The following is a 19,561-nucleotide window of genomic DNA, read 5'->3' as shown; positions in this document are numbered from 1 at the left end:
TGTCCTCCGAACGCCGGACTTGTCGCGCTCCGTGGACAGGTCGAGCATTCGGCCGTGATCAACTCTCAAGGGGATCCCGCAGTGGTGCCGACGACGGCACGCTCGCGGGCGAAGAAGACGCTCATCGGGATCGCGGCCGCCGCGATCGCCATCGCCGGGACGGTCGGCCTCGCCGCTCCGGCCGTGGCGAGCCAGCCCGGACACGACACGGGCGGCGGTCCCTCGGCCGCGGCGAACTCGGCCATCGCCTACGCCGAGAGCATGTGGAGCAGGACCGACGGGGGGACGGCCAACACCGAGTACGTGCTCGGGGGCAACGGGCCGACGGAGTGGGACTGCTCCGGGCTGGTCTGGAAGTCGTACCTCCAGGCGGGCATCGACCTGTCGAACGGGGCATCGCGCCCCGTCGTCGGTGACGAGTTCAACGCGCTGAAGGGGAACCTCGTGTCCCGGGCGAACGCCGAGCCCGGGGACGTCCTGTTCTGGACGTCGACCGGCACGACCTCCGGGAACTTCCTGCACGACGGGATCTACCTCGGCAACGGGTACATGGTCGCGGCGGCCGCTCCGGGCGAGGGCGTCAAGGAGCAGACGCTGTGGTCGGAGCCCGGTGAGCAGCTCCTCGACGTCGTCGGGCGCCCGACCGGGTCGCTGTCCGGCTCCGGTTCCGGTGCGGGCACCGTCCACACCACCTCGTACGTCACGGCCGAGCAGGTGAACACCGGCAAGCTCTGGAGCATCACCGCGAGCAAGGCGGCCACCGCCTACCCGGTCGGCGTCGCCGCGGGTACCAGCCCGGCGGTCGCCACCCTGGGCGGCGGCAAGTACGTGTCGGCGTTCCAGGCCGCCGGCGGTGCCCTGTGGACGATCACGTCCGACGGTGCCGCGACCTCGTTCCCGGTCGGCATGAAGGCCGGGACGAGCCCGTCGATCATCCCGACCTCGGGTGGCGGGTACGTCATCGCGGTGCAGACGAACACGGGCGCGCTCTGGACGATCACGAACACCAAGGCGGCCACGGCCTTCCCGGTCGGCATGGCCGCCGGCACCAGCCCGTCGATCGCCGCGACCCCGGGCGGCGGGTACGTCGTCGCTGTGCAGACGAACTCGGGCGACCTCTGGAGCATCACCGACACGAAGGCCGCGACGGACTTCACCGTCGGCATGCAGGCCGGCACGAGCCCGTCGGTGACGACCACCGCGAACGGCGGCTACGTCATCGCAGCGCAGACGAACACCGGTGCGCTCTGGAGCGTGACGAACACGAAGGCCGCGACGGCGTTCCCGGTCGGCATGAAGGCGGGCACGAGTCCGTCGGTCCTGGCACTCCCGTCGGGCGGCTACGTGATCGCGGCGCAGACGAACACCGGCAAGCTGTGGACGATCACCGACGGCAAGGCGGCGACGGCGTTCGACATCGGCATGGCGGCGGGGACCAGCCCGGCGATCGCCGAGGTCGGCAGTGGCTACGTGGTGGCGGTCCAGACGAACACGAACGACCTCTGGACGGTCACGAACGACGATGCGGCCACGGCCTTCGACGTCGGGATGCAGGCCGGCACGAGCCCGGCGATCCTGGCGCAGTGAGGACCGGGAGGTCGGGGCGTGCCCCGACCTCCCTCGCCTCCGTCCCCCGCTCGGTGCGACGTGGGCGGTCCCTCGCAGCGATTCCTCGCTGCTGGGGACCGCCCACGTCGCGTTCGGCGGCACGAACCGTTTCGGGCGCGGGCGTGGACCCGGCCGGGCCCGGCGCGGGGGACGCCCGCCGACCGGGGGCGTCCCCTAGAAGTACGTGATGCCGTGCGGCGTGCGCACCGGGGTCAGCATCGCCGCGAAGCGCGTCACCGCCGCCGGGTCCGTGGCCCGCACGAGCCCGGCCGCCGCGAGCGTCCGCGGCGAGACCGAGCCGATGAGGACCGCGCCGAGCTCCGCGACGTCCATCTGCAGGTCGGCGTCGTCGCGCGGCTCGTCCGCCGTGCGGGTCACCGTGCCGCGGCCGTCCACGACGTCGAGCCGGTACGTGCCCGCCGCGAAGCCCATCGCGTCGGACACGGCGAGGGTCAGCGAGCCGTCGACCGCGAACGGCCGCGCGGACAGCACCGCCGCGACGTCGAGCACGCGGAGCCAGACGTGGTCCTCCTCGTGGTCGACGTCGTACGCGCGGTTGTCGCCGATGGCCGCGACGATCGGGTCGTCCAGGCGCGAGCGGCTGTACCGCACCACGTCGTTCAGGTCGATCGAGAGCAGGAACTCCCAGAGCGACAGGTACGCCTCGTCGGTCGCGTAGACCAGGTCGACGACCTCGAGCACGGTGTCCTGGTCGCGGCCCGAGCCCTCCTTGACGCGCCAGGTCACGTAGCCGTCGACCTCGTCCGAGTCGTCGGGGCGGTGCACGGCGCCGCGGACGTCCTTCGCGGGGGAGCCGTCGCCGTTCCGGAGCCCGAGGACGATCGGCCAGGTGCCGGCGTTCCGCACCATCGACCCCGGGGTGCGGGCGTCGAACCGGTCGAACACGGCGCGGGCGGTGCCCTCGTCCAGCCACTCCGGCGTGACGACCGACACCCGGCCGCTCGTCGGTGCGAGCAACGGGAGCGCCCGTGCGCGACGGACACGCACCGCGCGCTCGCGGATCGCGCAGCCGAAGCCGAAGCGCCGGTAGATGGTGCCCTCGGAGGCGGTCAGCGACGCGACCGCGTACCCCTCGGCGACGCCGCGCTCGAGGGCGTGCGTCATCATCCGGCGGAGGATCCCGCGCCGACGTTCGGTCGGTCGGACGGTCACGGCGGAGATCGCCTGGGTGTCGATGGTCGCGCCGTCGCCCCAGCTCAGGGCCTTGCGGAACCAGGTGAACGTGCCAGCGGGCCACGTCGCGTCCACCGAGCCGGGCAGGGGCTCGCGGACGTACACCCCGAGGAAGGTCTCGTCGTCGGCGACCATGTTCGCCACCATCCGCGCGGCGCCCTCAGCGTCCGGGTGCGGCTCGTGGAAGCCGAGCCCGACGGCGTGCATCCACGCGTCGGTCACGGCGTCCGGTGCCCCCTGCTCGTCCGTACCGGGCGCGAACTCGCGCAGCTCGTAGCGGTCGTCGAATGCATCGTTGCTCACGTTCCCGACCCTACCGGGGCGGCTCGCGCGGCCGCCTCCCTCCGCGGACGGAGCAGGAACCGTCGGGTGGACGGGCGCGAGCCGACGTCGTCTGCTCCATCCGCGGGGCGCGACCCGGCGCCGGACGGGAGGCGCGGGGCGGGCCCGCCACGGGCCTCCCGGCCGGTGCCGACCACCCTGGGACCGACGCCGTCAGGGCGTCCCGCGCCGCGCCTCCTGTGCGACCACCTCGTCCAGGTCGGCGAGCTTCCGCATCTGCTGCAGGGGCCGCATCATCCGGGGGTTGTCCCGCAGGGCGGGCTCGGTGCGCGCGAGGAACGCCCAGTAGCCGGCCGTGAAGGGGCAGGCGTCCTCGCCGACCCGCTTCGTCGGGTCGTACCGGCACCCGCCGCAGTGGTCCGACATCCGGTCGATGTAGCGCCCGCCGGACGCGTACGGCTTCGTCGCGACCATGCCGCCGTCGGCGTGCTGCGACATCCCGATGATGTTCGCGGGCATCACCCAGTCGGTGCCGTCGACGAACACGTCGGTGAACCACTCGGTCAGGTGCACGGGGTCGTAGCCGCGCTGCAGGGCGAAGTTGCCGAGCACCATGAGCCGCTGGATGTGGTGCAGCCACCCGTGGTCGTGCAGCCCCTCCATCGCCGTGCTCAGGCAGACCGCGTCGACCTCGGAGGCGTCGAGCTCCCGCCACCACCGGGGCAGGCGCGCGGTGGCGTCGAGGGCGTTCTCGGTCGCGCCGTAGTCGTCGCCGAACCACCAGTAGAGGTGCCACACGTAGTCCCGCCAACCGGCGACCTGGCGGACGAAGCCCTCGACGCTCGCGAGCGGGGCGTCGTGGTCGCGGTACGCGGCGAGTGCGGCCTCGACGACCTCGAACGGGTCGAGCACGCCGAGGTTCATCGGCACGCTGAGGAGCGAGTGCGCCATCGTCCAGTCGTTCGTGAGCGTGGCGTCCTCGAACGGACCGAAGTCGCCGAGCCGCACCTGCACGAAGTCGTCGAGGGCGGCGCGGGCCTCGTCGGCCGTGACCGCGAAGCGCCGGGTGTCGTCCTTGCCGACGAAGCGCACGAGTCCGTCGCGCTCCCACCGGTCGAGGTCGTGCCGCACCTCGTCGTCGACCTCGTCCTCGGTCGGCCACCACGGGTCGGGCAGGCCGAGGGTCGTCGCACCCTTCGGCGGCGGCTGGCGGTTCTGCTCGTCGAGGCTGAACTTCCCGCCGAGCGGCGCGTCCGACTGCATGAGCCAGCCCTCGCGGCGGCGGACCCGCTCGTAGTGGGTCTCCATCCGGAAGCGCCCGGTGCCCTGCGCAGCCCACTCGGCGAACTCGGCCTCGTCCGTGATGAAGCCCCGGCTCGGCAGGACCTCGGTGCCCCGGCCCCAGTGCCGGACCTGCGCGCGGAGCGTCCGGGACGGCGGGTCGACCACGTCCAGGTCGTCCCGGCCGACCAGGGCCTCCTCGAGGGTCTCGACCTGCACGTGCTCGGCGCGGTCGCCGAGCTCGCGGACCCGGTGGCGCAGGGCGCTCAGCCACAGGTGGGCCTTCGCGCGGTGCATCGGTCGGGCGGCGAAGAACTCCCGGGCCTCGACCACGAGGGCGGGGCCGCCGTCGTCGAACAGCGGCCCGTACTGCCCGGGGAGGACCAGGCGGGTCCGTGGGGTGTCGGTCACCCTGCGGACGCTACCGACGGCGCGTGCCGGTGGGCTGACGGTGCGTGTGCCCCGACGGTCACGCACGGTCGGGGCGCACGCGCGGGCGGGGCCGCCGCGGCTCCCACCCGCGTCGGCCCCGCCCCCGGTCGCCCCGGATCGGGTCAGTTGTAGGACGCCACCCGGTTCGGCGCGGTGTTGCCCGCCGGCGTCGGGACGGCACCACCGACCCCGTTGACGACGCTGGAGATCGTGCCGACGTCACCGAGGGACACCGTGACCAGGCCGTGTGCCCGCACCCCGGCCGTCTGCGGGACCTCGAACGCCCGGTCGGCGTGCACCGCGGGGTTGGTGTTGAAGAAGCAGTAGACGCCACCGCCCCAGATCTCGTGCTTCGTGACGGTCGACGCGACCTTGTACGCCGCGTACCCGGCTCCGGTCGGGCTCTGCCACGAGGCGTTGTCCGGCACGTCGTACGGCATCTCGTTCTGGAAGAAGATCGTCCTCCCGTTGTTGCCGTTCCAGAGCACCTCGTACTGCTGGTAGTGCTCGACGAAGAGGCCGGTCGCGAGGACGTCGTTGCCGTTCACCTCGACGCCGGTCGCGCCGGTGTTGACCGTCCAGCCCGTGGCCGCTCCGCCGTGGTCGGCGCGCCAGGCCCAGATGTGGTCGACGAGGGTGTCGTCGGCGTTGACCTGCAGCGTCGTCGTCGCCTTGCCCTGGATGCTCGAGCCGACACGGAAGAAGACGTCCTGGATGCTCTGCGGGTCGGCCGCGTGGTCGACGTGCGAACCGCTCGTGCCGAGTCGGACCAACTGCGCGCTGTTCTGCGGTCCCGCGTCCACCACGAGGTTCGACACGTTCACGCCGGCGACGTCGTTCGAGGTCAGGACCGCGTTGCCGGCCGTCGGCACGAGCGTGGGGAACCCGATGCCCGTCACGACGGTGTCCGCACGCGTGACGTTCAGCGCGGCGTCCAGTCGGTAGGTGCCCGGCGTGAAGAACAGGTTCAGGCCCTGGGCCAGCGCGCTGTTGATCGTGGCCGCGGAGTCACCCGGGTGCGCGACGTAGAAGTTCCGCATCGGGAGGTCGGTGCCGCCGGTGTTCGGCCAGGTGACGCCGGACGAGTCCTGCCGCAGCGACGGGACGAACACGTGGTACTTGTTCGACGAGTCGACCCACAGGTACGGCTTCTCGCGGGTCGTCGGCGTGGTGGCCAGGGTCGTGTAGCTCTTCGAGAAGTCGTTCACCGGTGCGCCCTGCACGCCCGAGAACGTCATGTTCCAGTTGCCGCCCTGCCACGAGCCGAGCGTGGAGTTGCGCGTGTACCACTGCTGCTGCGACCCCGAGGTGACGGTGCCGTCGACCTTCGTGTCCGCGATGTAGCCGCCGGACGAGTAGCCCTGGCCGCCGTCCTGGTTCGACGGGCCCATCGTCAGGTTGCCCTTGACGTGCACGCGGCGCATCGGCGCGGCCTGGGACACGGCCCAGCGGTCGGTGCCGCCCTCGGGCACGATCGCCAGGTTCTCGACCGAGCGCCAGAAGTTCTGCGTGGCGTTCTTCTCGTCGCCGGCGTTCCAGCCCGAGTCGACGTTGACCGCGCCGCTGATCGTGACGTCGTCGGGGTTCTTCCCGAGACCCGCGACCGACGTGTAGAAGCCGAGGTTCGCCCAGACCCGGCCGTAGCTGCCCGGCTTGAACAGGAAGGCGTACCGCTGCGACCCGAACTGCGCGGTGGTGCTGCGGAGCTGCGAGCTGAACGCGGCGTCGACGTCGGCCTGGATGGTCGAGGTCGGTGTCGAGGGGCTGTAGACCTTGACGTTGCTCCCGAAGTCCGGGGTGTCGCTCGTCGTGACCGCGGCCTGTGCCTGCAGGGCCGGTGCGAGGGCACCGACCAGCCCGACCGCCGTGATGGTCGCGAGGAGCTTGCTCATCCGTCGTTGCATGATGCTCGATCCGTCGTGGACGGCCCCGTTGCCGCCCGGGACCGACGGTAGACCCGGGCGTCGTCGACGACAGTCGGTGCGTCGGCGGACAACCGCGTACCCCGGCGGGCAGGCGGTCGTCCGTCAGGCGGCCCCGGCGAGGGTCGCCGCCAGGGCCAGCACGGCGCGGTCGGACCCCGCGGCCCCGACCAGGCACACGCCGACCGGCGCCCCGTCGACCCGGAGCAGGGGCGCGCTCACGGCGGGCAGGCCGCCGATCCCGGCGACGGCCGTCATCCGCAGGGTCGCCCGGCGCGTGGCCAGGACGTCGGGTCCGGTCGCGGTCCGCAGCGGGGCCGGCCCGGGCACGGTCGGGAGGCACAGCACACCCGGTCCCACCGCCTCGCGCACGCGGTCGCGCAGCTCCGGCAACCGGGCGCGGGCCGCTGCTTCCTCGTCGGCGGTCACGGCGGCGGCCGCGGCGAAGCGTTCGGCGACGTCCGTGCCGAGCGCGCCGGGGTGCTCCGTGACCCACCGGCCGTGGTTCCGCCACGCCTCGGCGGCCTGCACGATGCGCAGGGTCTCGGCGAGGTCGTCGAGGTCCGGGAGCGCGACGGGACGCAGCGGCCGGCGGGTGCCGTCGGCCCAGGCGGCGAAGGCCCGTGCGGTCGCGGGGTCGGCGGCGTCGAGCAGGGCGTCCGACACGAGCAGCGACCCGTCGTCGACGGCGGTGTCCGACGCGGGCGCGGAGACCTCCAGGGCGTCGGCGAGGACCCCCGCGGACCGCGCCACCCAGCCGACCGTGTCGAACGACTGCGCGAGGGGCAGCAGGCCGTCGCGGGACACCGCGCCGTGCGTCGTCCGGATGCCCCAGAGCCCCTGGTACGAGGACGGCACGCGCAGGCTGCCGGCCGTGTCGGTGCCGAGCCCGAGGTCGGCCTGCCCGAGGGCGACGGCCGACGCCGACCCCGAGGTGGAGCCGCCGCCGATGCGGGCCGGGTCGGCGCCGTTCGGCGGTGACCCGAAGTGCGCGTTGCGCCCGGCGAGCGCGTACGCGAACTCGTCGGTCCTGGCGATGCCGGCGATGTCGGCCCCCGCGTCGAGCAGGGCGCGGACCGCCGGGGCGTGCTCGGCGCAGGTCGGGGCCGACCGCTCCCGGGTCGGGTTGCCGGCGCCGACCACGTGCCCCGCGACCGCGAACAGGTCCTTCACCGCGACGCGCACCCCGGTGAGCGGACGGGGTGCGGCGCCGCCACGGTCCCCGCTGCCGTCGGCGCCGCCGTCGGCCCGGTCGCGGTCGGCCGAGGCACCGCGGACGAGGGGATCGCCGACGACCCGCCAGACCGACCGGTCGAGGGCCCTCGGTCGGCCGGTGACGTGCGCGGCGCTGATCCGCCAGCGACCCGTGGTCCGCCGCCAGACCTGTGTCTGGAGTCCGTTCCCGCCGCCGTCGAACGCCGAGACGCCGACGACGAGCACGACGTCCTCGGCGAGGGGGCGCACCTCGACCGACGTGATCGTGCGGGGCGCGACACCGCCGCGGGCGGACCGGAAGGCGCTGATCGCGTCGTGCCCGCGGAGCAGTCCGGCGTCGTCGCCGCGCAGGGTGTCCGGGCCGGGCTCGAACAGGTCGTCGAGCACGGCGGTGTCGTCCCGGGCGAGGGCGGCCTCGTACGCCGTCCAGGCCCGTTCGAGTCCGTCCGGCCACGCAGTCGCGTCGACGACCACCGGTCCGACCGCGTCGGCGGCCACCGGTCCGCCTGCCCGGGCCGTCACCGGTCGAGCCCGGCGAAGTCGGCCTTGCGGATCATCGCGTGCGAGCCGCACACCAGGTCGACCACCTGCGAGATCCGGAAGTCGGTCGCGGCGCTGAGGTACGCGTACGCCAGGTGCTCGTCGACGCCCCAGCGCGCCCGGAGCAGCGCGATCGCGGCCCGGACGCAGCGCCGCACGGCCTCGTCGAGGTCGTGGTCGAGTCCCGTGGGCACGAGGTGCTCGGTCGTCTCGGCGAGGGGACCGACGAGCTCGCCGAACCGCCGCAGCGCCTCGGCCCGCGGGACCAGGTCGAGCCGGAGCACCAGCCGGAGCGAGGCCTCCAGCGCCGTCAGCGCGACCTCGCCGTCGCCCTGCGCGAAGTGCGGGTCGCCGACGTACACGCCCGCGCCCGGCACGAGGACCGGCAGGTGCAGGGCCGCCCCGGCGGTGAGCAGGGCGATGTCGAGGTTGCCGCCGTGCGGCCCGGGCGGCACCGAGTGCGCCCGCTCGTCGCTGTCCGGGGTGACCCCGACGATGCCGGGGAAGGGCCGCAGCGGGAAGGTGACGACGCGCGGTCCGCCCTCGACGGCGGGGAGCCTGCCGACGTCCACACCGTCACGCTGCACGACGTCGGCGAACACCGACACGGTCTCCTCGGCGCGCGGCAGCTCGCCGGGCAGGGCACCGTGCCCGTGCCGGTTCGACACGACGCCGTACGGCACGCGCGGGTCCGCCGCGAGCACGGTCACCGACACGACGTCGCCCGGCTCGGCGCCGTCGACCGCGATCGGCCGCGACACCACGTGCGGACCGTCGTCGGGGCCGCGTCGCAGCTCCCGCGCGACCGCCACGGCGTCGTCGAGCACGTCGGCGCGGGCCACCCCGTGCCGCCCGAAGAACGCCACGGGGTCGGAGCCCTGGTCCTCGAGGACGCCCTCGTGGCTCAGGGTGTCCACCGTGACGACGGCCCCGGGCCGCACGGTCAGCGCCGGGGTGTCGGTCCGGGCGGGCAGACGGCCCCAGAGGACGTCGGACGGGCTCGAGCCGAGGTGCAGGTCGGTCGTGGTCGGTGACGGGGTCACGGTGCTCCGATCGTGGTGCGGTGGTGCGGTGGTGCGGTGGTGCGGTGGTGCGGTGGTGCGGTGGTGCGGTGGTGCGGCGCGCTCGCGACGGCCGCGCTCAGGCCGGCGGTGCCGGGTCGAACCGGGCGATCTCGTGCAGCGACGCGACCGCCTCGGCCAGGGAGTGCTCCCACAGCGCGGCGCCGTACGAGGCGGAGGCGCGGCTCGCGTCCCCGACCACGCCGGCCGGTCCGAAGTCGTCCGACAGCCACCCGAACGACACCGGGCCGCCGTTGAACGCGATCTTCTCGAAGTCGGCGAGGTGGTCGGGGACCCACCGCTCGGCGAGGGTGGTGTCGACGAGGTCCGGCCGCAGGTGCAGGATCATCGACGTCTCCGCAGCGCCGCCGTGGATGCCGAGGCCGCGCTCGTCGGCGTCCTCGCCGTCCGGCCCGGGCACCCGGGCGAGGGCCGGCATGAGGAAGGTCTTCAGGCCGTACCGCTTCCGGATCTCGCGCAGGGCGACCTGCAGGAGCGCCACGTTGCCGCCGTGGCCGTTCGCGAACACGAGCGTGCCGGCGCCGGTGAGGGCGACCGCGCGGCCGATCTGCACGACCGTCTCGAACATCGTCGACGCGTCGAGCCACACGGTGCCGGGCGCCCAGCTGTGCTCGTCGGACTTCGTGAACGCCAGGGTCGGCAGCTGCCAGACGTCGAGGCCCTCCGCCGCGGCCTGTTCGACCGCCGCACCGCCGATGTGGTCGGCGAGGAGGAAGTCGGTGAGCAGCGGCAGGTGCGGTCCGTGGTGCTCGACGGCGCCGGTGGGCTGCACGACGATCGTGTCCGCCGTGAACCCCGCGGCGACCGCGGGACCGGACAGCTCGGCGAGCCTGCGCGTGCCGCTCACTTGCCGAACCCCGGGACGACCGGCTGTGCGGAGGCGGTCGAGCCCCCGCTGACCACGAGCGACGGGTCGATCACGTGGCCCGGGTTGAGCAGCCCCTCGGGGTCGGTGCGCTGCTTGAGCGCCACGAGCTCCTCGACGCCGTGGTCGACGTAGTACTGGTGCGGGCTGTGCACCCGGACGCCCAGCTCGCGGAGCACCGGGTAGCCCGCGTAGACGTCCTCCGCCCCGGTGTACGGCGCCGTGAGCATGCCGATCGGACCGACGTGGGCCGCCTCGATGTGGAGCATGCCGCCCGGGTACACCGCCTCGACCTCGGCGATCCGGTCGATCAGCGCCTCACCGCCGACCTCGACGTGGAAGTACTCGGTGTCGGGGGTGTTCCGCTTGAGCCACCAGATCGGGTGGTTGTACGACAGCATCGACACCTTGGTGGTCTGCTGCAGGCCTTCGCGGACGTCCTCGACGGTCCCGCCGGCGAGCTCGATGAGCTCTCTGGCCTGGTCGAGCACGGCGTCGTCGATGATCGCGCGCAGGCTCGCACGGTCGTCCGGGATCGCGGCGTCCGACGGCAGGGCCGCCGCGACCTCGGGCCGGTCGGCGCTGACGAGCCGCGGCACCGGGTCGAGTCCGCGGAGCGTCCGCACGGCGACGAGCGCGTGCTCGAACGTCGGGAACGCCGCGTACACGGCACGCCACTCCTGCAGCGGCTCGAGCCGGACGGTGGCCCGTGCGATGACCCCGGCCGTGCCGTACGTGTGCACGAAGGGCTGCGCCTCGTCGCCCTCGACGTGCAACAGCTCGTCCGAACCCGGGAGCGCGACGTCGAGCGCGGTGACGAAGCCCTGCCAGTTCGAGCCGTGCGCGATCGACCCCGTACCGCCGGAGCCGCCGGACAGGAACCCGCCGATCGTGGACTGCGCGGTCGAGGGGTACATCCAGAGCTGCTGCCCGGTGGCCGCCGCGGCCTGCTCGAGCGCGACCATGGACGCGCCGGCCTCGGCCGTGACCCAGCCGTCGCCGACCTCGACGACGGCGCGGGCCCGCGAGGTGTCGAGCACGAGCCCGCCGTGCAGCGGGATGCCCTGTCCGTAGTTGCCGGTGCCCTTGCCGCGGGTGGTGACGGGGACGCCGTGCCGGACGGCCGCCCGCAGGGTGGCGGCGACGTCGTCGGCCGACGCCGGGTACGCGACCAGGTCGGCCAGGCCGAGGGGCAGCTGGGCGCTGAGGATCGGGCTCATGGTCGCCTCGTCGACGGAGGCGCGGGTGCGGGTGCGTTCGTCGGCGCTCACGCCGCGCTCGCCGAGGAGCGCGACGAGGTCGGCGTGGAGCGCCGCCAGGGCGGCGGGGGAGACGGTGGTGGAGGCGGGGGTGACGGTGGTCATGCTCACTCCTGTGGGGTGGGTGGTGCGGGGACGGCGGACGGGAGGCGCGGGGCGGGCGTGCTCCGCGCCTCCCGTCCGGCAGTCGGTCGGCTCCGTGCGGTCGGCTCGGCCGACCCGCGTCAGTTGCCGAGCCCGATCGTCTTGTCGAGGAACGCGTTCGTGTACAGGTCGGACGGCTTCAGGTCGCTCTTCACGTCACCGGTGCCGGCGAAGACGGGGGTCGCCTTCGCGATGAAGTCCTGCATGCGCTGCTCGTCCATCGAGCCGATGTAGCCGTCGGTGTCCTTCGCGAGCCCGAGCTTCACCATCTGGCTCGCCGCGAACGCGCCGACCTTCGCGTCGTACGTCCAGCCGTTGTTGTACTGCTGCACGAGCTTCGTGATGAGGTCGTTCGTGGCCTGCGGGGCCTTCAGGTAGTCGACGTCCGCCTGCTGCATGACGGGCACGAGGGCCTTGAGGCACGGCGTCAGCTTCGCCAGGTCGCCGGTCCGGACGCTCATCGCCTCGGGGTAGGGGTTCCAGCCGGTGCTCGAGACGAGCGCGTAGTCGACCTTCTTGCCCCAGGCCGCGACCTGGTTCTGGTAGATGTACGGCTCGGCGGTCGCGAAGCCCTGCTGGGCGTCCTTGCCGCCCGCGGAGACGAACTTCGCCGGGGTGCCGTCGTAGCTGCCGTCGAGGACGCTCTTCGGCAGGACGCCGGACTGCTCGAGGTAGGTCATGTACGCGGCACCGTTGAAGTAGCGGACGACGCCGCCGTCCTTCTCGAGCACCTTGCCGAGGCTCGCGATGCTGTCGACCTTCGGGTACGTCGCCGGGTCCCACATGATCGACATCGGGGACTGGTCGTTCTCGGCGAAGACGGCCGTGGTGGGCAGGTTGCCGGAGAACTGCACCTGCTCGTCCGTCGACATGTAGCCGAGGGTGATCGACTTGTCCTGGTACATCTGCGAGGCGACCTTGGTGTAGCCGATCGCCGGGCCGCCGGCGCGGATCTCGAGCTGCACGCCCGTCGACTTCCCGTTGGCGTACAGGTCGCCCGTCACGGTCTTGCCGGAGGCGTCGATCGTCGGGTTCGGTCCGAGCATCTCGTACAGGTGCCCGTGCTCGCCCTCGGGGTTCCAGTCGGTCTGCACGACGATCTTCGCGGGGCAGGCGGAGGACAGGTCGACGGCGGGGCCGGTGGCGGCCTTCGCGCTGGCGGTGCTCGTGCTGCTGCCGGACGAGCCGGCGGCGCACCCGGTGAGGGCGATGGCGGTCGCGGCGAGGGCGGCGGTCGCGACGCCGAGTCGGGTGGTGGTGCGCATGGAGGCTCCGTTCGTGGTGCGGGTCTCGTGGTGCTGGGGGGTCGGGTGGGGAGGTGGGGCAGGGGTGGGGCAGGTGCTCCGCGGGCGGAGCGGGGGACCGTGGGTCGGTCAGCTGAAGTCGTGCCACCGACCGACCGCGAGGCGGCCGACCAGTCCGAACACGAGGAAGACGGCGACGCCGTAGAGCGAGGCGATGATGATGGTCGCGTAGAGCTCCGGGCCCATCAGCCGCGAGGCGGTGACCTGGATGAGGACGCCGAGGCCGGGGTTGCCGCGCTGGAAGAACTGGTCGCCGACGATCGCGCCGATGACGCTCAGACCGGCGGAGGTGCGCAGACCGACGAAGATCGACGGCAGGGCGGCCGGGACCTGCAGCTTCACGAGCTGGGCGAACCGGCCGGCCTGCTGCAGGCGGAACAGCTCGCGCTGCGCCCGGTCGGCGGACTGCAGGCCGAACAGCGTGTTCGACACCATCGGGAACAGGGCGATCATCACGGTGACGATGACCCGGCTGGCGAACTCGTAGCCGAACAGGGCGCCGATGAGCGGGACGAGCGCCAGGATCGGCACGCACTGCAGCACCACGGCGTACGGGTAGAGCGAGCGCTCGAGCCACTTCGCCTGCGCCATCGCCATCGCCCAGGCGACGCCGATCACGATCGCGACGCCGAGCCCGACGAGCGACACCACGGTGGTGCGGCCGAGGGCGGACCACAGGTCGGAGCCGAACGTCGACGGCGACCCGTCCGGCATCGTCGGCGCGACGATCGCCTTCGCCACGAGGTTCGGGTACGGCACCAGGAACGCCAGTCCCCGGACGTGGTCGTAGTAGGCCGCAGCCGCGTACCAGATGCCGACGAGCACGGCGAGGACGACGAGCGGCGGCCACCACGTGGCGGTGCGACGCGGGCGAGCGGCCCCTCGCCGGGCTGCCGCGCGGACGGCGCGGGCCTCGGAGACCTCCTGCAGGGTGACCATCAGCGGTGTCCTTCCCGGAGCGCGTGCGAGACCTCGCCGACCAGTTCGGCGAACTCGGGGGTGAAGCGGATGTCGGGGTCGCGGGGCATCGGGAACGGGACGTCGAACCGGCCGACGATGCTGCCGGGACGACCGGACATCACGATGACCTCGGTGGACAGGTAGACCGCCTCGGAGACCGAGTGGGTGATGAACAGGCCGGCGAACCGCTGCTCCACGAACAGCCGGAGGAGTTCGTCGTTGAGGCGCTCGCGGGTGATCTCGTCGAGGGCGCCGAACGGTTCGTCGAACAGGAACAGCTCCGGGTCGAGCGTGAGCGACCGGGCGAGCGAGACGCGCATCCGCATGCCGCCCGACAGCTGCTTCGGCAGGTTCGACTCGAAGCCGTTCAGTCCGACGAGGTCGATGGCCCGGGCGGCCTTCGCGGCCCGCTCGGCCCTCGGCACGTGTCCGAGCTCGGCGAGCAGCTCGACGTTGCCCTGCACCGAGCGCCACGGCAGGAGCGTGGCGTCCTGGAACACGTACCCGATCCGGTCGGTCGCCACGCCGGCCGTGCCGTGGGACGCCGACTCGAGGCCGGAGGCGATGCGGAGCAGGGTCGACTTGCCGCAGCCGGAGGGGCCGACGACGGACACGAACTGGCCGCGGTCGACGGTCAGGTCGACGCCCTGCAGCGCGACCGTGCCGTTCGGGAAGGTCATCTCGACGTCGCGGAAGTCGAGCAGGGTGTCCGTCGCGGTGACGGGCGGTGGGGCGGTGGTGGTCACGGTCACCTCGGGTTCTCGGTGGGGCGCGGGGGCGGGGTCGGGTCGGGTGGGTGCGCGGCGCGGTGCCGTGCGCGGTCAGGCCGGCACGGGTGCCGCGGCTGCCGGTGTCGGTGCGGACGCGGGTGCGGCCGCGGACGCGGGAGCGGCGATCGTGGTGTGCACCTCGGTGCGGGCGACGAGTCGCCCACGGGACAGGACGATGCGGTCCGCCGGCGCGTTCGCGACGGCGTCGGTGACGCTGGTCGCGGCGACCGCCAGCAGGTCGGCTCGCCGTCCGGGGACGGGACCGGCGGCCGGGAGGCCCATCACGCTCCGGGCGGTGTCGCTCACCATCGCGTACGCCTGGTCCGGCGTCACGTGGCCCGCGGTCACGAGGAGGGACGCCGTCTCGAGCGCGTCGCTGCGGCCCACCGGGTTGAACGGGTCGCGGACGTTGTCGGCGCCGGCGGCCACGCGGACCCCGGCCGCGGTGAGGGCCTGGATCGCGGTCAGTCCGCGGGGCGTGGACACCGGGTGCTGCCAGCCCTGCAGGTAGAGGTTCGTGATCGGCAGCGTCACGATCCCTAGGTCGGCGGCGGCGACGTCGGTGACGACCTCGGCCAGACGCTCGGGGCCCAGGGTGCCGAGCCGCACGCAGTGGCCGGCGGTCCAGGTCCTGCCGTCGCGCTCGCCCGTGCCGGCGTGGGCACCCCGGCGTGCGCTGACCGCGCGGGCGAAGTGGTCGAGCGTGAGCGGGCCGTCGAGGTTCTCGTCGGTGTGCAGGTCGACCCCGACGCCGTGCCGGTCGGCCAGCGCGAGCAGCCGGTCCACGTCGGCGAGCGGGTCCGCCGCCAGGTGCGGCGCGCCGCCGACCAGGTCGACGCCGCAGGCCAGGACGGCCTCGACGTGGTGGTCGGGCGCGAGCGGTCCGGCCAGGGCGACGAGCTCGATGTCCACGAGCCCGGCGAGCTCGTCGCGGACCCGGACGAGCGCCCGTGCACCGCGCACGGCGGACTCGGTGGACGCGGGGGCGTCGTCGGCCGTGCGGCGACCGCTCAGGACGTCGACGTGGCTGCGGACGGCGGTGGTCCCGGCGGCGAGCAGGGCCAGGGCGGCGGTGCGCGCCCGGTCGGCGATCTCGTCCACGGTCATGGTCGTGGCGTGCGCCGACCACGAGGCGATCGCGGCACCGAGGTCCCCGAGCGGCGGCCGGATCACGTCGGCACTGAGGGCCTTGTCGAGGTGCGCGTGCGGCTCGGCGGGAGCGGTGAGGAGCAGCCGTCCGCCGAGGTCGAGCGTGTCCTCGGCGAGGGCGTGGAGGCTGCCCGCCGGGGCGACGGCCACGACCGTGTCGCCTGCGATCGCGACGTCGACGCGGTGTCCGTCGGCCAGCAGGGCGTCCCGCAGCAGGGCGACCGGTCGTGGTGCTGTCGAGCCCATGGCGCCTCCCGGGGAAGTGTGAGAATGTTGATCGCATCAACATCTCCGATGCTAGGGCGGCTCTGTTTCCCTCACGTTTCGCGGCGGTTGCCGTGTGTGACAGCCGTCCCGGACCGGAACGAACCGGAACGACAGGAGCACGCGTGAGCCCGGGGACCCGCACCAGCACGACCGCCGACGGGGCGAGCACCGACACCACCGCCGACGGGGCGGGCACCGACTCCCGTCCCGACGCCGACCGGGTCGTCGACGCGCAGACCCGTCGGATCGGCGAGCAGATCCGCGCCCGGCGCCGGGCCGCGGGCCTGACCCTCGTGCAGGTCGCCGCCGCCACCGGCTTGTCGCACCCCTTCCTCAGCCAGGTCGAACGCGGGCACTCCCGGGCGAGCATGGTCTCGCTCGAGAAGATCGCGGCGGCGCTCGGCACGACCCAGGTCGCACTGCTCGCCGCCGGTGCCCCGGAGCACGGCGGCCACGACGGCGGTGCGCCCGAGGTGCTGCGGGCCGGGGAGGGTGCTCGCGGACCCTCCTCCGACGGCGAGGCGCGGCTCCTCGTGCACGCCGGACCGCACGCCTTCGAGCCGCTCGAGTGGACCGGCGAGCACACCGACCTCGGCGAGTACTTCGAGCACGGCGAGGACGAGTTCCTCACCGTGCTCTCCGGCCACGTGCTGCTCGACCTGCGCGGCCAGGAGCCGATCCGCCTCGGGCCAGGTGACTCCGTCTACCACCGGGGCGGCACCGCACACCGCTGGTGCAGCGCCGACGGCGGACGCTTCCACATGCTCGTGGTCAAGGAGACCCCGCGGGTCGGGGGTGTCGCGTGACCGCCGTCCCCGAGCGCCTGCGGCTGCGCGTCGCCGCACGCCGCGAGGTCGCGACCGACGTCGTCGCGCTCGACCTCGCGGCCACGGGGGACACCCCGCTGCCCGACTGGGAGCCCGGGGCGCACCTCGACCTCGAGGTCACGCCGGGCACCGAGCGGCAGTACTCGCTCGTCGGGACCACCCGCGCGGGGCACTGGCGGATCGCGGTCCTCCGGGAACCCGACGGCCGCGGCGGATCGGCGGCCGTGCACGACGCGCTCGCGGTCGGGACCGAGGTGCTCGTCGGTGGGCCGCGCAACCACTTCGGGTTCGACCCCGGCCGCCCCGCCGTGTTCGTCGCCGGGGGCATCGGCATCACGCCGCTCGCCGCGATGATCGACGCCGCCGAGCGTTCCGGGACGCCGTGGGAGCTCCACTACGCGGGCCGCACCCGCGACCGGATGGCCTTCGTCGACGACCTCGTCGCCGCGCACCCCGACCGGGTCACCGTGGCCGCGGCGGACGAGGGCGTCCGGCTCGACGTCCCCGCGCTCCTCGCCGAGCCGCGGGACGCCGTCGTGTACTGCTGCGGCCCGCGGGCACTGATGGACGCCGTCGAGGCCGCGGCCGCGCACTGGCCGGCCGGCAGCGTCCGGGTCGAGCGCTTCGAACCGGCGGACGCCGTCGACGCCCCGGGCGAGCCGTTCGAGGTCGAGCTGACCGTGACCGGCGTCACCGTGACGGTCCCGGCCGACCGCACCCTGCTCGAGGTCGCCGAGGAGGCCGGCGCGTTCGTCCTGTCCTCGTGCCGCGAGGGCACGTGCGGCACCTGCGAGACCCCGGTGCTCGAGGGCGCGGTGGAGCACCGCGACACCGTGCTCAGCCCGGAGGAGCAGGCCGACGACCGCACCATGATGGTCTGCGTCTCCCGTGCCCGGCGCGGGTGCCCGCGCCTCGTCCTGGAGCTGTGACCGGCCGCTGAGCCGGGTCGGGACGAACGGGAGGCGCGGCGCACGACGGGTGCCGCGCCTCCCGTCCGTCCCGTGGTGCGACCGTCGGGCGGTCGCCGCCGCTACGGACGCTCGGTGTCGTCGAGCGGGCCGCCGGTGAGCGCCGACAGGCGCTCGAGCCCCGCCTCGGCGACCAGCTGCCGGGCGAGCGGTCGGGCACGGGCCACGGCCTCGCGCACGTCGACCTTCGTGACGTCGTGGTCGGCCAGGCTCAGCTCGCCGTCGACCCAGACGTCGCGGACCTCGCGGCTGCCGGCGACGAAGACGACCGCCTGGTAGGGGTCGTGCACGTTCGCCAGGGCCGGGGAGTCGCCGTCGAAGACCACGACGTCCGCGCGCTTGCCGGGCTCGAGCGACCCGATCTCGGTGTCCATGCGGAGCGCACGGGCGCCGCCGATGGTGCCCATCTCGAACGCCTCGCGGGCGCTCATCGCCGTCGCCTGCAGGTCCCGGACCCGAGCGAGCAGCGCGGCGGTCTTCATCGCCTGCAGGAAGTCCTGCGAGTCGTTCGAGGCCGGGCCGTCGACCCCGATGCCGACCGGGACGCCGAGGGCGCGGAGCTCCGCGACCGGGGCGATGCCGCTCGCCAGGATGCCGTTCGCGACCGGGTTGTGGGCGACACCGACGCCGTTCGTGGCGTAGCGCTCCCGGTCCTCGCGGTCCACCCAGACGCTGTGCGCCGCGATCACGGGCACCTGGAACATGCCCGTCGCCTCGGCGTGCCCGATCGCCGTCCGGCCGGTGCGCTGCCGGGCCGCCGTGACCTCCTCGCGCACCTCGTGGAAGTGCACGTGCACGCCGTGGCCGCCCGCGACCGCGTAGTCGACGTGCTCCTGCCAGGTGTCGTCGGTGTAGCGGCCGATCGACGAGACCCCGACCCGGAAGGTGCTGTAGCGGCTGGCGTCCGCCGCCTCGCGCAGCGCCTCGAACTCCTCGAGGATCGGGGTCGCGCCGAAGTCCCGGTCGACGTCCCCGGAACCGAACGACACGACGCCGCGCAGGCCGAGGTCCTCGAGCGCCTGCACGACACCGGGGGTTGCGGGCTCGTCGGGCACCGGGTCCGCGCAGAACATGTCGTTCGCCGTCGTGACACCGCTCCGGAGCAGCTGGATGCCCTGCAGCACCGTGCCGGCGTACGCCTTCTCGCGGGTCATCACCGGGTTGACGCGGCTGATCAGCGCCGTCAACCACTCCCACAGCGTGTACTGCGAGCCGATGCCCGTGACGAGGCCCTCGCTGAAGTGCCCGTGCGTGTTGACGAAGCCCGGGGTGACGACGTCGTACGCGCCCCCGCGGACCGGTGCGTAAGGGTGGGCGGCGGACAGCTCGGCGAAGGTGCCCACGGCGGCGATGCGGTCCCCGTCGAGCAGGACGGCGCCGTCGCGGATCGCAGCGGGGGTGGGGGAGTCGTCGGGCGCTGCGGTGAGCACCCAGCCGGCACGGATCAGGGTCGTCGTCATGCCTGGACCGTAGGGTCCGCGTGTTTCGCGGG

General features: G+C 73.8%; 15 protein-coding genes. 3 read left to right on the top strand and 12 right to left on the bottom strand.

Going from position 1 to position 19,561, the window contains the following annotated elements; genetic code table 11:
• Positions 1 to 54 precede the first annotated feature (54 nt).
• Positions 55 to 1,587 (top strand): NlpC/P60 family protein, encoded by a 1,533-nt coding sequence (locus QOL16_RS13055; protein WP_139266273.1) that lies wholly within the window; start codon positions 55 to 57, stop codon positions 1,585 to 1,587.
• A gap of 195 nt (positions 1,588 to 1,782) precedes the next feature.
• Here the strand turns inward: QOL16_RS13055 and QOL16_RS13050 are convergent, their stop codons facing one another.
• The 11 genes from QOL16_RS13050 to QOL16_RS13000 all read right to left on the bottom strand — a co-directional run bounded on the left by QOL16_RS13050 (position 1,783) and on the right by QOL16_RS13000 (position 16,253).
• On the bottom strand, positions 1,783 to 3,105 hold the full coding sequence (locus QOL16_RS13050) for a GNAT family N-acetyltransferase (RefSeq protein ID WP_071282035.1): 1,323 nt from the start codon (positions 3,103 to 3,105) through the stop codon (positions 1,783 to 1,785).
• A 192-nt stretch (positions 3,106 to 3,297) separates the two neighbouring features.
• Positions 3,298 to 4,776 carry a cryptochrome/photolyase family protein gene (locus QOL16_RS13045; RefSeq protein ID WP_071247883.1) on the bottom strand — a complete coding sequence of 493 codons (1,479 nt, stop codon included), beginning with the start codon at positions 4,774 to 4,776 and terminating at the stop codon, positions 3,298 to 3,300.
• A 143-nt stretch (positions 4,777 to 4,919) separates the two neighbouring features.
• Entirely contained in the window at positions 4,920 to 6,689 is a 1,770-nt protein-coding gene (locus tag QOL16_RS13040) for a hypothetical protein (RefSeq protein WP_071282033.1), read from the bottom strand.
• Between the two features lie 135 nt (positions 6,690 to 6,824).
• Positions 6,825 to 8,432, bottom strand: coding sequence for an AtzH-like domain-containing protein (locus QOL16_RS13035; RefSeq protein WP_254780132.1), 1,608 nt, complete (start codon positions 8,430 to 8,432; stop codon positions 6,825 to 6,827).
• A 20-nt stretch (positions 8,433 to 8,452) separates the two neighbouring features.
• Positions 8,453 to 9,517 carry an acetamidase/formamidase family protein gene (locus QOL16_RS13030; RefSeq protein ID WP_071282031.1) on the bottom strand — a complete coding sequence of 355 codons (1,065 nt, stop codon included), beginning with the start codon at positions 9,515 to 9,517 and terminating at the stop codon, positions 8,453 to 8,455.
• A 97-nt stretch (positions 9,518 to 9,614) separates the two neighbouring features.
• Positions 9,615 to 10,403 carry a creatininase family protein gene (locus tag QOL16_RS13025; protein ID WP_071282029.1) on the bottom strand — a complete coding sequence of 263 codons (789 nt, stop codon included), beginning with the start codon at positions 10,401 to 10,403 and terminating at the stop codon, positions 9,615 to 9,617.
• Positions 10,400 to 11,785 (bottom strand): FAD-binding oxidoreductase, encoded by a 1,386-nt coding sequence (locus QOL16_RS13020; RefSeq protein ID WP_071247898.1) that lies wholly within the window; start codon positions 11,783 to 11,785, stop codon positions 10,400 to 10,402. Before QOL16_RS13020 ends, QOL16_RS13025 begins: the two co-directional genes overlap by 4 nt.
• A 119-nt stretch (positions 11,786 to 11,904) precedes the next feature.
• Complete coding sequence (locus QOL16_RS13015) at positions 11,905 to 13,089, bottom strand: nitrate ABC transporter substrate-binding protein (RefSeq protein WP_071282027.1); 1,185 nt, start codon at positions 13,087 to 13,089, stop codon at positions 11,905 to 11,907.
• 108 nt (positions 13,090 to 13,197) lie between these two features.
• The gene (locus tag QOL16_RS13010) at positions 13,198 to 14,067 is read right to left on the bottom strand and encodes an ABC transporter permease (protein ID WP_071282025.1); all 870 of its coding nucleotides are present in this window, start codon (positions 14,065 to 14,067) and stop codon (positions 13,198 to 13,200) included.
• Positions 14,067 to 14,834, bottom strand: a complete 768-nt coding sequence (locus tag QOL16_RS13005; RefSeq protein WP_254780130.1) for an ABC transporter ATP-binding protein — start codon at positions 14,832 to 14,834, stop codon at positions 14,067 to 14,069. The genes QOL16_RS13010 and QOL16_RS13005 overlap by 1 nt, the downstream gene beginning before the upstream one ends.
• 75 nt (positions 14,835 to 14,909) lie before the next feature.
• Positions 14,910 to 16,253 carry a cytosine deaminase gene (locus QOL16_RS13000; RefSeq protein ID WP_065965083.1) on the bottom strand — a complete coding sequence of 448 codons (1,344 nt, stop codon included), beginning with the start codon at positions 16,251 to 16,253 and terminating at the stop codon, positions 14,910 to 14,912.
• Between the two features lie 143 nt (positions 16,254 to 16,396).
• Between QOL16_RS13000 and QOL16_RS12995 the strand changes: the two genes are divergently transcribed.
• Positions 16,397 to 17,080 (top strand): helix-turn-helix domain-containing protein, encoded by a 684-nt coding sequence (locus QOL16_RS12995; protein ID WP_083394853.1) that lies wholly within the window; start codon positions 16,397 to 16,399, stop codon positions 17,078 to 17,080.
• Positions 17,077 to 18,030 (top strand): PDR/VanB family oxidoreductase, encoded by a 954-nt coding sequence (locus tag QOL16_RS12990; protein ID WP_071282023.1) that lies wholly within the window; start codon positions 17,077 to 17,079, stop codon positions 18,028 to 18,030. The genes QOL16_RS12995 and QOL16_RS12990 overlap by 4 nt, the downstream gene beginning before the upstream one ends.
• A gap of 101 nt (positions 18,031 to 18,131) precedes the next feature.
• Here QOL16_RS12990 and QOL16_RS12985 read toward each other — a convergent pair whose 3' ends face one another.
• Positions 18,132 to 19,529 carry an amidohydrolase family protein gene (locus QOL16_RS12985; RefSeq protein WP_071282020.1) on the bottom strand — a complete coding sequence of 466 codons (1,398 nt, stop codon included), beginning with the start codon at positions 19,527 to 19,529 and terminating at the stop codon, positions 18,132 to 18,134.
• Positions 19,530 to 19,561: the final 32 nt, after the last annotated feature.

It is taken from the genome of Curtobacterium sp. MCBA15_004, from assembly GCF_001865055.2.
Classification (GTDB): domain Bacteria; phylum Actinomycetota; class Actinomycetes; order Actinomycetales; family Microbacteriaceae; genus Curtobacterium.
Note: the sequence above shows the minus strand (reverse complement) of the source record. Positions and strands in the feature narration are given on the sequence as shown.